Annotated in this window: 13 protein-coding genes; 7 read left to right on the forward strand and 6 right to left on the reverse strand. The window is 41.9% G+C overall.

Annotated elements, in window-relative coordinates; all coding sequences use genetic code 11:
- Positions 1 to 387: 387 nt before the first annotated feature.
- From tkt to O4M77_RS06155, 4 genes are all read left to right on the forward strand, one after another.
- A complete protein-coding gene (gene tkt / locus O4M77_RS06140) occupies positions 388 to 2,376 on the forward strand; it encodes a transketolase (RefSeq protein WP_180018671.1) in 1,989 nt (662 codons plus the stop codon).
- Between the two features lie 135 nt (positions 2,377 to 2,511).
- The gene (locus tag O4M77_RS06145) at positions 2,512 to 2,727 is read left to right on the forward strand and encodes a hypothetical protein (protein WP_004786275.1); all 216 of its coding nucleotides are present in this window, start codon (positions 2,512 to 2,514) and stop codon (positions 2,725 to 2,727) included.
- 182 nt (positions 2,728 to 2,909) lie between these two features.
- Positions 2,910 to 3,365 carry a GNAT family N-acetyltransferase gene (locus tag O4M77_RS06150; protein WP_180018669.1) on the forward strand — a complete coding sequence of 152 codons (456 nt, stop codon included), beginning with the start codon at positions 2,910 to 2,912 and terminating at the stop codon, positions 3,363 to 3,365.
- Positions 3,366 to 3,492: 127 nt separating this feature from the next.
- A complete protein-coding gene (locus O4M77_RS06155) occupies positions 3,493 to 4,086 on the forward strand; it encodes a YceI family protein (protein ID WP_180018667.1) in 594 nt (197 codons plus the stop codon).
- Between the two features lie 180 nt (positions 4,087 to 4,266).
- Here O4M77_RS06155 and O4M77_RS06160 read toward each other — a convergent pair whose 3' ends face one another.
- Positions 4,267 to 4,986: a glutamine amidotransferase gene (locus O4M77_RS06160; RefSeq protein WP_323714027.1), complete on the reverse strand. Its 720-nt coding sequence runs from the start codon at positions 4,984 to 4,986 to the stop codon at positions 4,267 to 4,269.
- 225 nt (positions 4,987 to 5,211) lie between these two features.
- Between O4M77_RS06160 and yfcF the strand changes: the two genes are divergently transcribed.
- Positions 5,212 to 5,859 carry a glutathione transferase gene (yfcF, locus tag O4M77_RS06165; RefSeq protein WP_323714028.1) on the forward strand — a complete coding sequence of 216 codons (648 nt, stop codon included), beginning with the start codon at positions 5,212 to 5,214 and terminating at the stop codon, positions 5,857 to 5,859.
- 197 nt (positions 5,860 to 6,056) lie between these two features.
- Positions 6,057 to 7,007, forward strand: coding sequence for a cation diffusion facilitator family transporter (locus O4M77_RS06170; RefSeq protein ID WP_180018209.1), 951 nt, complete (start codon positions 6,057 to 6,059; stop codon positions 7,005 to 7,007).
- A 55-nt stretch (positions 7,008 to 7,062) separates the two neighbouring features.
- Here the strand turns inward: O4M77_RS06170 and O4M77_RS06175 are convergent, their stop codons facing one another.
- The 5 genes from O4M77_RS06175 to O4M77_RS06195 all read right to left on the reverse strand — a co-directional run bounded on the left by O4M77_RS06175 (position 7,063) and on the right by O4M77_RS06195 (position 13,587).
- Positions 7,063 to 8,040 carry a fatty acid desaturase family protein gene (locus O4M77_RS06175; protein ID WP_180018207.1) on the reverse strand — a complete coding sequence of 326 codons (978 nt, stop codon included), beginning with the start codon at positions 8,038 to 8,040 and terminating at the stop codon, positions 7,063 to 7,065.
- A 94-nt stretch (positions 8,041 to 8,134) separates the two neighbouring features.
- Complete coding sequence (locus O4M77_RS06180; RefSeq protein WP_180018205.1) at positions 8,135 to 8,923, reverse strand: PaaX family transcriptional regulator C-terminal domain-containing protein; 789 nt, start codon at positions 8,921 to 8,923, stop codon at positions 8,135 to 8,137.
- A gap of 383 nt (positions 8,924 to 9,306) precedes the next feature.
- A complete protein-coding gene (locus tag O4M77_RS06185) occupies positions 9,307 to 11,019 on the reverse strand; it encodes an electron transfer flavoprotein-ubiquinone oxidoreductase (RefSeq protein WP_180018203.1) in 1,713 nt (570 codons plus the stop codon).
- Between the two features lie 114 nt (positions 11,020 to 11,133).
- A complete protein-coding gene (locus tag O4M77_RS06190; RefSeq protein ID WP_180018201.1) occupies positions 11,134 to 12,375 on the reverse strand; it encodes an MFS transporter in 1,242 nt (413 codons plus the stop codon).
- 57 nt (positions 12,376 to 12,432) lie between these two features.
- Positions 12,433 to 13,587: an acyl-CoA dehydrogenase family protein gene (locus O4M77_RS06195; RefSeq protein WP_180018199.1), complete on the reverse strand. Its 1,155-nt coding sequence runs from the start codon at positions 13,585 to 13,587 to the stop codon at positions 12,433 to 12,435.
- A gap of 307 nt (positions 13,588 to 13,894) precedes the next feature.
- Between O4M77_RS06195 and O4M77_RS06200 the strand changes: the two genes are divergently transcribed.
- Positions 13,895 to 14,674 carry an enoyl-CoA hydratase gene (locus O4M77_RS06200; RefSeq protein ID WP_180018197.1) on the forward strand — a complete coding sequence of 260 codons (780 nt, stop codon included), beginning with the start codon at positions 13,895 to 13,897 and terminating at the stop codon, positions 14,672 to 14,674.
- Positions 14,675 to 14,677: the final 3 nt, after the last annotated feature.

The raw sequence follows: 14,677 nt of genomic DNA on the forward strand, positions 1-14,677 counted from the left end.
ATGATCTTGGGCAGACATTAGATATTCACATATGCATTTTTATGGACTGGAAAAAGATCACTTATTTAAGTCTGGATCTTCTGTTTTGACTCCTAGCTGGAGGTATCCTGAAGAGGAATTCAACATATTGTAAAAGTTTAATTTATAAAAAATAGTTAAGAATAATCCCAGATTTATCATCTTATTAGAATTTAACTTAGACTCTAGTCAATCAATGCACCTTAAAAGTGCAGAATATTTATCCGATAGGTAAATACAAGATCAATAAATTGATAAATATTGTAGGCTAGTCTTTACCCCTCGCTGTTTTTTTAAGACAATAGACGGCAGTTTTGAAAGTCTTTTCATCATTTCCTATTTCTTCTGAATTTATTTGGACGCTGATTTATGACAACCCCGCTTAATGAACGTCGTATTGCAAACGCAATTCGTGTATTGGCAATGGATGCTGTGCAAAAAGCAAACTCAGGACATCCAGGTGCTCCAATGGGGATGGCAGATATCGCTGATGTGGTTTGGCGCGAATTCTTAAACCATAACCCAACAAATCCGAATTGGGCTAACCGTGACCGTTTCGTATTGTCGAATGGCCATGGCTCTATGCTTCAATACGCACTTCTTCATTTAACGGGCTATGATCTTTCAATTGAAGATCTTAAAGCATTCCGTCAACTTCATTCTAAAACTCCAGGTCACCCAGAATTGGGCTATGCACCGGGTATTGAAACAACCACTGGTCCTTTAGGCCAAGGTATCGCAAATGCTGTTGGTTTTGCACTGGCTGAAAAAACTTTAGCAGCGCAATTCAACAAGGAAGATATCAAAGTTGTAGATCACTACACTTACTGCTTCCTGGGCGATGGTTGCTTGATGGAAGGTGTTTCTCACGAAGCATGTTCTTTGGCAGGTACTTTAGGTCTGGGTAAGCTGATTGCTTACTATGATGACAACGGTATTTCGATTGACGGTGAAGTTGAAGGTTGGTTCTCTGACGATACAGAACAACGCTTCAAGTCTTATGGCTGGCAAGTGATCAAAGTTGACGGTCATGATGCTGATGCAATCCGTCAAGCCACTGTTGAAGCAAAAGCTGAAGCGAACAAACCAACCATCATCATGTGTAAAACAGTGATTGGTTTAGGTTCACCAAACAAACAGGGTAAAGAAGACTGTCACGGTGCTCCTTTAGGTAATGACGAAATCGTATTGACTCGTGAAGCTTTGGGTTGGTCAGATGAAGCGTTTGTCATTCCTGAGGATGTATACGCAGCTTGGGATGCCAAAGATAAAGGTTCACAAGCTGAAGCAGCATGGAATGAAACTTTTGCCGCTTATGCAGCAAAATATCCAACTGAAGCAGCTGAATTAAAACGTCGTCTTTCTGGTGATCTTCCAGCTGACTTTGTTGCAAAAGCGGATGCTTATATCGCTGAAGTAAATGTAAAAGAAGAAACCATTGCTACACGTAAAGCGAGCCAAAATACGTTACAAGCCCTTGTGCCTTCACTACCAGAAGTACTAGGTGGTTCTGCTGACCTTGCAGGTTCTAACCTGACACTTTGGAAAGGCGCGCAAGGCGTACAGGACAATCCAGCAGGTAACTATGTTCACTACGGTGTACGTGAATTTGGTATGACTGCGATTGCCAACGGTGTTGCACTGCATGGCGGTTTCATTCCTTATGTAGCAACATTCCTGATGTTTATGGAATATGCACGTAATGCAGTACGTATGTCTGCACTGATGAAACAACGTGTGATCCATGTATATACTCACGATTCAATCGGTCTGGGTGAAGATGGTCCTACACACCAGCCAATTGAACAAATCGCATCTTTACGTGGTACACCAAACCTGAATACATGGCGTCCATGCGACACTGTTGAAGCAGCGATTTCCTGGAAATCTGCTTTGATGCGTTCAGAAGGCCCAACAGCGTTAATCTTCTCTCGTCAAAACCTGCCATTCCAAACGCGTACTCAAGCACAAATTGAGAATGTAGCGAAAGGTGGTTATGTTCTGGCTGAAGAAAAAGGCGAATTGAAAGCGATCATCATTGCGACTGGTTCTGAAGTTTCTCTTGCAATGGAAGCTTATGCACAACTCGAAGGTGTACGTGTTGTATCTATGCCATGTGCTGAAGAGTTCGTGAAACAGGATGCTGCGTATCGTGAAGCGGTTCTTCCTTCAAATATTCGTGCACGTGTAGCGGTTGAAGCTGCACATGTAGATTACTGGTGGAAATTTGTAGGTCTGGATGGTCGTGTGATCGGCATGACCACTTATGGCGAATCTGCACCTGCTAAAGACCTGTTTAAACACTTCGGCATTACAACTGAAGCTGTTGTAACAGCTGTAAAAGAGATTACTGCTTAATCAACTGATTAAGTCGTTTTTTAAGGGCGCCCCAGTTTTGGGGCGTCTTTTGTTTTTCCGCTTTCTAGCCTTGTTTTCATGTGGCAACCGCTAAAAAGTGTTCTCCCATAATTGAAATGAAAGAGTGAGATAAACATGAGCTTGTATGAACAAATTAGTGATGAAATTACTTTAATGGATGCAGGCGAGCAGAAATGGATCGGGCAGGATCTACCCCTTGAAGCAATGGTTGCGGTTGAGCTATTACTTCAGGAAATGGCTGAAGAAAAAATCATTAAAGTACGTCGTAAGAACCATGAAAAGCATTCTGGTTTGAAACAGGTGGATCGTATTCTGGTTGAAAAACTTTAACAGAAAATACTAAAAGTCCCTGAATGGGGCTTTTTTTATGTCGGATGATTTCCTCTGACAGTTGCTTATGAACATTAGATGAGATAAATCTAAGTTCGTGCCATCATAAAAACCTAATGACTCATATCGTAAATAATTGACTTAAAGATAATTAAAGACATAAACCAAAGAAGTTACTCAATATGGAAATATCATCCCAGATCCAGATCAAATCTCTAGAGCAAATATCACAGCCCGAATGGCTATTTTTATGGCAAGACTATCAACGCTTTTATCAGACCCAAATTTCGGATGAGGTAAGTAAAAATACCTGGGATAAATTAACCAATTATGAGCTAGATTCAATGTACGGTTTTGCGGCGCTGATAGATGGAAAGGTCGTTGGGATTGTGCATGTCATCGAACATAACAGTAGCTGGACCATGCGTCCTTATGCCTATTTGCAGGATTTATTTGTTCATCCGGATTATCGCGGGCAGGGCGTAGCACGTGTACTGATTCAGCATATCTATGATGTAGCAAAGCAGCGTAATTGTGATCGGGTGTACTGGCTGACCCATGAATCGAACCATAAAGCCAGATTGCTCTATGATAAAGTGGCCAAAAAAACCGGATTTATCCAGTATCGTATGTCTTAAATGCTTAGATTTACACGAGAATTTACAATTTTATCGTTTCATAGTTGCAACAAAACGTTTTATCTTTAGGGATGTAAACGGTTCAAGATTCTATAAACTGAAGTTAATTCAGACGAGAGATAACAACATGAATTTGAAAACATTAACTTTAGGCTTGGTAGCCGCATCTATTGCAACTTTTAGCTTTGCAAAACCGGTGACTTATACAATTGATCCGAGTCATACTGCGACGGTATTTAGCTGGAACCATTTTGGGTTTTCTACGCCATCTGCAAACTTCAGTGACATCCAAGGCACCATTAATGTTGATAATGAAAAACCTGCGAATTCTTCGGTCAATGTGAACATCCCGGTTGCAAGCATTAATACGAATGTGAAAGCACTGGATGACCATATTAAGACAGCAGAATTTTTTGATGTTGCCAAATATCCGAATATTACTTTTAAAAGTACTAAAGTTCAGGCTTTAGGCAAAAACAAATATAAAATCACCGGCAACTTAACCGTGAAAGATGTCACTAAACCTGTGGTACTGGATGCGGTGTTAAATAAACAGGGTGAACATCCGATGGCAAAAGTTCCGGCAATTGGTTTTAATGCCACAACATCATTTGACCGTTCTGCATTCGGCTTAGGCGCGAATGTTCCGCATGTGAGTGACAAGATTACTGTTCAGATCACCACTGAAGCGACCATTCCGGCAGAACCTGCAAAGAAATAAGATTTATTTCCATTCTGCATAAAAAGAAAAAAGCACCTTTATAAAGGTGCTTTTTTCTTGGGCCAATAGATGAGTTATGAATCAGAATTGGCATTTATCTGAAACTAAAAAATCTTAGCTATGATTCCATTAATCTATTTTGCAAACTTTTAATCATAAATATTTATCCAGTACCTTTGATCAAGATACTAGTTTTAACTGAGTCAGATATTGCTCTAGGACAGATTTAGAAGTGCTTTCCAGTGCAGGCGCAAATTGAAGATTGGCTGCCCGAAGAACTGGGATATTAATTTTAGCTTGACGTAATTCAGAGGTATGACCAACTAGCCATTTTTCCAAGCTATCGCCAGCGACTTCAGGATGAAATTGCAGAGCCAGAATATTTGATCCTATCCGGAAAGCCTGATTTGGATAGAGATTGGAACTGGCTAATAATTCAGCCTGTTTAGGCAGATCAAAAGTATCGCCATGCCAATGTAGCACTTCAATATTTTCCAAGGCTTGTAGTGGATTATTCTCAGTGGCTGGAAGACTAAGTTTAGACCAGCCAATTTCTTTGCTATGTCCTGCATAGACTTTAGCATCGAGTGCATGAGCCATGAGTTGAGCACCCAGACAAATACCTAAAGTGGGTAAATTCTTTTCTAAACGCACTTTAAGTAAGTCTATTTCTTGTTGTAAGAAAGGGTAGTCCTCCGTTTCATAAACACCAATTGGACCCCCTAAAATAATTGTCAGACCTTTATATTCATACGCTTTACGCAGGTCATCAATACCGGCTTCAAAATAGCGAACACGTAATCCCAACTGATAAAATACATCTTCCCAGGCACCTAGGTCTTCAAAAGCCAGATGTTGAATGGCATATACGGTATCGGGGAAGTGATCAAGGTTCAGCATAGCAGTCAGGTCTAAATGGAAAATATTTATTTAACGTTATTCTGCAAAAAATTAGAAGTCTTTTTAATCCGGTGATTTAGCCTTAGGTAGGTGATTCATCCGAATCGGCAATCCTATGTAAGACTATAACTCCGCTTTGTATCAATATGCAGCGATATTTTCCTTTTCTATAAAAAAGGCGTTAGAGTAGAAAGCAGTGGATAATCATAAGAGGCAGGATAAGAAATGCACAATATCTGCTTATATGTCGATAAAAAACGTATCAGTCCTTATGCCATGTCGGTTTATGTGGCTCTAAAAGAGAAAGGACTCAACTTTCAGGAAAAAATGATCGATCTGAATCTGCTGGAACAGCAATCTTTGGCTTATCGTAAAATTTGTCCGAGTGGCAAAGTTCCTTGTCTGATCATTGATGATTTTCATTTATTTGAATCGTGGGCGATTACTGAATACCTGGAAGATGCTTTTCCGGCACCGGATTATCCTGCTTTATATCCTGCAGAGATGAAAGCCAGAGCAAAATGTCGCGCCGTTCAGGCTTTGATTAAAACTGATTTTTCCTCTATCCGGCAGGATATGCCCTCAACTTCGATCTTTGTTCCACCTAAAAGGCCTTTAATCGCATCGGCTGAAACCATGCAGGATATTCAGCGCTTACTGGCAATCACAGAAATTTTAGTTGAAGAGTTGTGGCTCACCGAACGATGGTCAATTGCAGACTTTGATCTAGCCTTTATGCTGCATCGTCTGCTTAGTCATGATGTTGAGCTTCCCGAAAAGATTCAGGCCTATATCCAGCGTAATTTTCAGCGATCTTCAGTGCAGTCCTGGATTTTGGAAAATGAAAAATTGAGGACTCATGCTGAGTTTTGATTCTATGTCCGGTAGAGAGGTTAATTTAATAATTTAAGTACTAAGTTTGCTTAATGAATAGACATGGATATTTTAAAAGAGAGCCAAGTTATACAAAAAATTGCTTAAATATCAGCAGAGCAAGCGTAGTATAGAAAGTATAGGTAATAAGAAGTAGCTAAAACTTAGAATCAGATTCAAATGAAAAGGAGTATAAGGTGGGTGGATCACATCATCATGATCATAGTCATGTAGAAGTTAGTGCGAAGAATGCCAAAAAACTGTCCATCGCCTTAGCCCTGACGACAGCCTTTTTAATTGTAGAAGTTATTGCCGGTTTTATGACTCAGAGTCTGGCCTTGCTTTCTGATGCAGCACATATGTTTACCGATGCCGCTGCATTGGCGATTGCACTGGCTGCGATTAAGATCGGGCAAAAACCCGCAGATGATAAACGTACCTTTGGCTACCAGCGATTTGAAATTCTGGCAGCTTTGTTTAATGCGATTATGCTATTTCTGGTGGCGATGTATATCTTGTTCGAAGCTTACCAGCGCCTGAGCCATCCCCCTGAAATTGAAAGTCTGGGCATGTTGATTGTCGCCATACTTGGACTGGTCATTAACCTGATCTCCATGAAAATTCTGGTTTCTAGCAGTCAGGAAAGCTTGAATATTAAAGGAGCTTATCTGGAAGTACTGAGTGATGCACTAGGTTCGGTGGGTGTCATTATTGGCGCAATCATCATCTATTTCAGCGGCTGGATGTGGATTGACACCGTGATTGCGGTCATGATCGGATTCTGGGTCATTCCACGGACATGGATTTTATTGAAACAGAGCATCAATATTCTGCTGGAAGGAGTTCCCGATGAAATCGATATTGAAAAACTGCGCCATGACCTACTGGCGCTAGACGGTGTTGAAGATATTCATCAGCTAAAAGTCTGGGCGATTACTTCCAAGAAAGTCATACTGACCGTTCATCTGGTTGCGCCAGAAGTTGACTATAAAAAGTTGCATCAGGAGGCGTTTGAGATGTTGCACCATGAACATCACATTACTGAGATGACATTGCAAATTGAAGCAGAAGATTGTCCCCCAGAACAGCATCGGCAATCAGCCCATTCGCATGAGCATCATGACCATAAAGAAAGCCATCAACATTAAGTTTAAAAAATTTTGCCATCACACTTAATGTATTTTTAAACTTCGATCTTTTATTTTAGCCTTTTAATAATGAAACAATTACATCTTTATAACTCGGTGGCGCTTTCACGTAATCGCGCTCTCGCAACATCTGATGCATTTTGGGCAGATTTTGATGCGGAACAGAGGCCATTAAATGATGTTCAATATGATAATTTACATGAATCGGTGCAACGAAAGCCCGCGCTAGCCAGCCTGCATGGGTGGTACGGGTATTAGTCAGTGCAGAATGGCTGGTTTCCAGGCCTGCATGTTCAGCCATTGCCCGTATACGGATAAACAGTGGGAAAGGAGTGATATAAGCTAACGGCCATAATAAATAAAGTTTTGGATGACCGCTGGCCCAAAGTGCGGAAAATAGGGCAGCATTGGAAATCAGCATGCCCGAGCTATTTTTTAACAGATTCTTTGCCAGTTCCAAGTTACTGCGATTACCACGAGGAATTGGTTTCGGATCATTGGAAACACTCCATTCCAGAAGTTCTAAATCCATCAAGACTCGGCCAGCCAGAAATTTTAGGCCGGATTGACCATTTAAATCTCTAAAGAATTTTCTAAATAATGATTGTTTAGTAATTGGAAAGTTTTTCACCAAACCTAAATCTGGATCATCAGGTTGAGAGGTGCGGGCATGATGTTTCAAATGATAAGGACGATATTTACCGACCTCATTCCAGATCGGACGGGCGCACAACCAGTCAGTGAAGTGTGTGTTTAGCCACTTGGTTTTAAACAGACTGTGGTGTGAGGCATCGTGCATTAAAATGGCCATAGCCAGCTGACGACCTGCCAGAATGGCTAATGCCAAGGCACATATCAATATTTTTCCCCAGACTGGTAAATATTCCCAGCTATAAGCGACTGTGCCAAAGGTCAAAACAATCACAGCCCAAGTTGAGCCTACTGCCAGAGCCCCCTGTAAGTCGGATGGGGTGGTCAGCTCTTTGATTTCTTCACGGCTAAATAGCTCTGTGACACTCACTTTACTGTTCATTATTCTGCCTTGATCTAGTTCTTGTATTTCTTGTCACTATATTTGAATTAAAATATTACAGTCAATTTATTTTTGTGAGTGTGTAGGAAATAAATTATACGCCTTGCTGCTGAAAATATTGCTGCCATAACTGCTGGCCTTGCTCTTCCATACGCCGTACAGCCAGTTCAAACTTTTGTCGGGCTGGAGCGTCTAGCCACTCTTCAGGCAATAATGGATCTGCACGCAGACTAAATACGGCAGATTTCGCCAGATAAAAGGCAGTTTTAGCTGATTCAGCCAAGGATAAATATTCATGACTTTCAAACCACTGCTCAATTTCCTGACTAATATTTAAATAGGTTTGATGGAGACCATGAATATCCCAAAGTGCAGATACATGGGTGTGCTGATCGATCTCGCTAACCTGAAAAAATCGTGCGCCTTGATCTAGGCCAAACTTGACGGCTGCTGATTTAAGCTCGTTCAAACTGAGTTGTAAATTATCCGGGCGGATAAACACATTCTGTTCCAGCTCCTGAAATCCATAATAACGCAGGGCTTTTTCCCGTTTAGATAAGGCCGTACGATCTACTCGTCCCAACGCACCGGTATAAACCAGAATGTATTTGCCATCCCAAGCCGTAGCAGTCTGCATATTGGGATGTTTGTTCAGGCTGATAAAAGAAGTATCAAATTTTTTTTCAATTAACTGATAAATGCCGCGTTCTACTGACTGAATGATCTGATCCTGATTGAGTCGTGCGACTGCAACCCGCAAGCTGTTGTCAGAGATTCCTAATAAATCTGCTGCACATAACATCTGTTTGATGCTAACAGTAGAGTTATGTGAGGCATAGAGCAGGTCTAGCACCAGATGTCGGGCATTCAGTTTATAAGTCATGAAACTAGATCGTGATTAGAAAATGAGAAATTGGAAACTTTTTGTACAATAGCATTTTGAATAGGAAGAACCAAAGAGGAATACGACTAAAGTGTTTGTATATTCAGGCAATTAATTTTAATTAAAGGTAATGTTTATAAATAAAAATGACTAGATAAGGTCTTGGTTTTTTACTGGGACACAATATTTCACAATCAATAAGCTGGTCTAAGCAGCAAGTCAGCGAAAAAGACCTGAATCTGTTTTTATTTTTTTATTCTTGATTATTTTTAATCCCAGCTCCCTTGGGAGCTGGGATTACCTAAAAAAATAAATGAAGCGTTATTCCTAACGTCTACATGTTTGGGTATGAGAGGCAATGCCTCGCAAGAATTATCCTAACATTACATGTTAGGATAATTCGGACCACCAGCACCTTCCGGCACCACCCAGGTGATATTCTGAGAAGGATCCTTGATGTCACAAGTCTTGCAGTGTACACAGTTCGCCGCATTGATCTGGAAGCGTTTAGAACCATCATCATTTTCCATGATTTCGTAAACACCTGCAGGGCAGTAGCGCTGCGCAGGCTCATCCCATTTTGGCAGGTTGACGTTTACTGGAATTGAAGCATCGGTCAGTTTCAAATGTGCTGGCTGGTTTTCTTCATGGACTGTATTCGATACAAAGACTGAAGATAGACGGTCAAACGTCAGCTTGCCATCCGGTTTTGGATAGTTCGGCTTGAAGTTCACTGCATCCACCGTTTTCAGTGCACTGAAATCAGGAACTAAATCATGGAGCGTGAATGGAACTTTAAACACGTTCTGGTCGATGAAGTTGAATGCACCGCCCATCCATTGACCAAATTTGTGCATTGCCGGGCCAAAGTTACGTGCGCTATATAACTCTTCTTTCAGCCAGCTATTGTTGAACTTGTCTGTATAAGACGTGAGTTCTTTAACGAAGAAGTCTTCACCTTCAGTCACACGTGCAACTGCAAGATCACCACCTTTTTCTACACCAGCTTTGATCGCTTCAAAGACTGCTTCACCACATAACATGCCTGATTTCATCGCAGTGTGTGAGCCTTTGATTTTCGCAAAGTTCAGGAATCCAGCATCATCACCAATCAGTGAGCCACCCGGGAAGGTGAATTTCGGCAGAGAGTTGAAACCACCTTTGGTTACGGCACGCGCACCATAAGAAATACGCTTACCGCCTTCCAGATATTTTTTGATCAGTGGATGGGTTTTCCAGCGCTGCATTTCCATGAACGGGTACATGTGTGGGTTTTCATAAGAAAGATCCACGATCATGCCCAGAGTGACCTGGTTATTTTCAGCGTGGTATAACCACCAGCCGCCTGAAGAACCTGTTTCAGATAAAGGCCAGCCAGCACCGTGCATTACCAGACCTGGCTTGTGTTTGGCCGGATCAATTTCCCAAAGTTCTTTAATACCGATACCGTAGTGCTGAGGATCAGCATCTTTATCCAGATTAAACTTCTGGATTAAACGTTTACCTAAGTGACCACGGCAGCCTTCAGCAAAAATCGTATATTTCGCGTGAAGTTCGTAACCTGGGGTAAAGTTATGCGTTGGTTCACCATCTTTACCAATGCCCATATCACCAGTTTGGATGCCTTTGACTGAACCATCTTCATGATACAGAATTTCAGCAGCAGCAAAGCCCGGGAAGATCGAAACTTCCAGTTCTTCCGCTTTCTGGCCTAACCAACGCACCACGTTACCAAGAGAGATGACATAGTTGCCATCGTTGTGCATGGTTTTCGGTACCATCCAGTGAGGAGCTTCTTGTGATTTTTCATCTGAAAGAAGGAAGAAAGTTTTATCCTCTGTCACAGGAACATTTAAAGGCGCGCCTTCTTCTTTCCAGTTCGGGAACAGCTCGTTCATGGCACGAGGTTCAAGCACAGCACCAGAAAGAATATGAGCACCGACTTCGGAGCCTTTTTCCACGACACAAACGGACAGATCATTCAGGTTGTTTTCAATTGCAAGCTGACGGATTTTGATTGCCGCAGAAAGACCCGCAGGGCCTGCGCCTACGATGACTACGTCAAACTCCATCGATTCTCTAATAATATCTTCCATAATAAGAAATCCTGTTTCGCTTAGCGGTATTTTACCACAGTGAAAAAGTTTTTAAATAGAAAGTTGGGAATTGATTATGAAAAAAGCCTCCTAGGAGGCTTTTTCTAAAACGGATTAAGATTTTTGAGGATCGTAGAGTTTTTCTTTGATGAACAGGGCAGGAAGCAGACCACAGATAAAGTATGCAGCACCCATTACTAAGAAGCCAAGACCGATCGAACCGCCTGTTGCCAGATAACCAATCGTAGCTGGGGCAATTGCCGCACCTAAACGACCGACATTATATGCACCACCAATTGCTGTGCCGCGTACGTTGGTTGGGAAGCTTTCAGTCATATAAGTCGCATTCACACCATATGGAATACCATATAGGAAACCGAAGATCACCAATAAGTATAGAATGTTGTCTGGTGAGTTATAGAATACGATCAGTGGTAGGAAGATCGCAGTACCAATCGCACCGAAGGCATAAGTAAAACGACGTCCGAATTTATCTGCCATTAAGCCTGCAAGGATTTTACCTAGAATCATCGCGGTATAGGTACCGACCATGTAGGCAGTCATTTCCTTGAACTTCATACCCAGTTCACTTTCAAGGTATGTTGGCATCCAGTTGTTTACGCCATAGTAACCAAACTGAAGGAAACCGGCAGTCAAAGCCCATAAGATAAACATGTTACGGTTTTTCTTATCTTGGAAAATCAGCTTCCAGGTCGACTCAGTAGGTTTGTCAGTCACTTCAACTTTCTTGAAGCGGTTTTCTTGCCATGCCGCTGGTTCTGGTACCAGAATGTGCATCAAAATAGCCAAGGCAATTGGAATCGCAGCTACATAGAACAGCATGCGCCAGCCGTGATCTGGAATTAACCAGCCCGCAAGCAAGGTCGCAACGATATAGCCAACTGTCCAGCCAGCCTGTAATGTACCTAAAACGGTAGTACGATATTTAGTAGGTACGTACTCAGCCATTAAAGTATTCGATGCAATATACAAAGAACCCAAGCCAAGAGAAGCGAAGAAACGTAATGCACCAAATTGAGCAAAGCTTTGGGTAAAACCAAGACCACAAGTCAATGCCGAAAATAAAAGGATTGAGACAACGACGGTACGTACACGACCGAATTTATCACAAGCCCACCCTCCGAATATACCTCCAACTGCCATACCTGCAAGGGTAAAGCTTCCGAGCATCCCAGCTTCGACAGAGGTTAGGCCAAATTCAGCTTTAATACTGTTTAAGCTGTAGGAAAGCAGCATTAAATCCGCACCATCGACCAGCAGGGCGAGGAATGCAAAAATAAATGCGATTTTCCAGGTATTTGGGCCAATTTTTGAAATTGTATTCGTTATAGCCATCATCCATTACCTATAAAAAAGGCCTGATCGCAAGGAGAGTTGATCAGGCCAAACTTGTTACTGAGTCGCCTCGCGAATCATATTGCGAGCAATAATGACTTGCTGGATTTGCGTGGTTCCTTCATAAAGACGGAATAAACGCACATCGCGGTAGAAGCGCTCAATTGCATATTCACTGATGTAGCCCGCGCCACCATGGATTTGCACACCACGGTCAGCGACACGGCCACACATTTCTGTTGCAAACATTTTTGCGCATGATGCTTCAGTACTTACATTCTGGCCGGCATCACGACGACGCGCTGCATCAAGCACCATGCATTTCGCTGCATAAATTTCAGCTTTAGAATCTGCCAGCATGCCCTGGATCAGCTGGAAGTTGGCAATCGCCTGACCGAACTGCTTACGTTCAACGGCATATTGCAATGAATCTTCCAGCATACGGGTTGCAGCACCCACGCTCAGTGCAGCAATGTGGATACGGCCTTTATCCAGAACCTTCATCGCAGTTTTAAAGCCAACGCCTTCTACACCGCCAATCAAAGCTGATGCAGGGATACGGCAGTTTTCAAAGATCACGTCACAGGTATGTGCGCCTTTCTGGCCCATTTTCTTGTCACGTTTACCCAGTGAAATACCTGGCAAGTTACTGTTAACGATGAACGCTGAAATAGCTGCAGCACCTTTTAATTCAGGATTGGTACGTGCCATTACTGTGAATACACCCGCATGTGGCGCATTGGTAATGAAACGCTTGGTACCATTCAGAATGTACTCATCACCATCTTTTACAGCAGTAGTTTTAAGCGACGCTGCATCAGAACCAGAATCCGGTTCAGTCAGACAGAACGAGCCAATAATTTCACCGCTGGCAAGTTTTGGCAGGAAGTGCTGTTTTTGCTCTTCAGTACCATCGATGATCAGGCCAGATGCGCCGATACCGTTATTCGTACCAATCAATGAGCGGAAAGCAGGGGAAGTACGGCCCAGTTCAAAAGCGATATAGACTTCTTCTTCCATGGTCAGGCCAAGACCGTCATATTCTTCAGGAATGGTTAAACCAAATAAGCCCAACTCTTTCATTTGTTGCACGATTTCTGCTGGAATTTCATCCGTTTCTGCAACAATTTCTTCATTTGGGATTAATACGCCTTCTACAAACTGGCGAATCATATCTACCAACTGGTCTAAGGTTTCCTGATCACGAATCATGTCCTAACTCCGTATCTAGGATTTCGTTCTGTCCACATCTTGTCCAATGTGAATAAAAACTCATCACTAAGCTAAATTTATGCGGATACTAATTAAAATTAAAACAAGGATCAATATATACGAAAGTATATTTCGCTGTGCGATATTTATGTTTTACTTTAAAATTGGCTTTAAATAATTGATTTAATGTGATTAATGCTGTTTTTAAGGCGTTATAAAATATTTTTTGTTCAAATTTGAATAGTTTACTTTGAACTAAATTTATGTATATTGTTAATTAAATACCGCTGTGCGAAATGAGAAGATTATGGAAAGCACTGAAATTTTAAAATTGACTGTACAGGAAGATGGCGTCGCAATTGTTCAAATCCATCGCCCGGAAGCACGTAATGCCTTGAACCTGGAATTACGTCAGCAACTCTCTGAAGCATTTCAATACCTTTCAAAATTAGATGCTGTAAAAGCGATTATTTTGACCGGCGGTGAAAAAGTATTTGCTGCGGGTGCAGACATTAAAGATTTCACCACTGCAACTACAGCCCAAATGTATTTACGCCATACTGAACAATATTGGCAAAGCATTACTGATTGTCCGAAACCGATTATTGCAGCAGTCAATGGCTATGCACTCGGTGGTGGCTGTGAACTGGCCATGCATGCGGACATCATCATTGCCGGTGAAAGTGCCAAATTTGGTCAGCCTGAAGTGAAACTGGGCTTGATGCCAGGTGCAGGTGGGACACAACGTTTACTGCGCGCGATTGGTAAATATCAAACCATGCTTTGGGTATTGACCGGTAAATTGGTGAAAGCTGCTGAGGCTGAGCGTATGGGCTTGGTTTCTGAAGTCGTGGAAGATGAAAACACCATTACCCATGCGATTGAGATTGCTCAAACGATTGCGTCTTTCTCTCCAATTGCAGTGCAGCAAATTAAAGAAGTGACCAATCTTGGCCAAGATCAATCTTTACAAGGTGCTTTGGCATTGGAACGTAAAGCTTTCCAGATTTTATTTGATACCAAAGATCAGAAAGAAGGCGTGAATGCGTTCTTTGAAAAACGTCCTGCACAATACACTGGAGAATAAGAC

The organism is Acinetobacter sp. YWS30-1, assembly GCF_033558715.1.
Taxonomy (GTDB): domain Bacteria; phylum Pseudomonadota; class Gammaproteobacteria; order Pseudomonadales; family Moraxellaceae; genus Acinetobacter.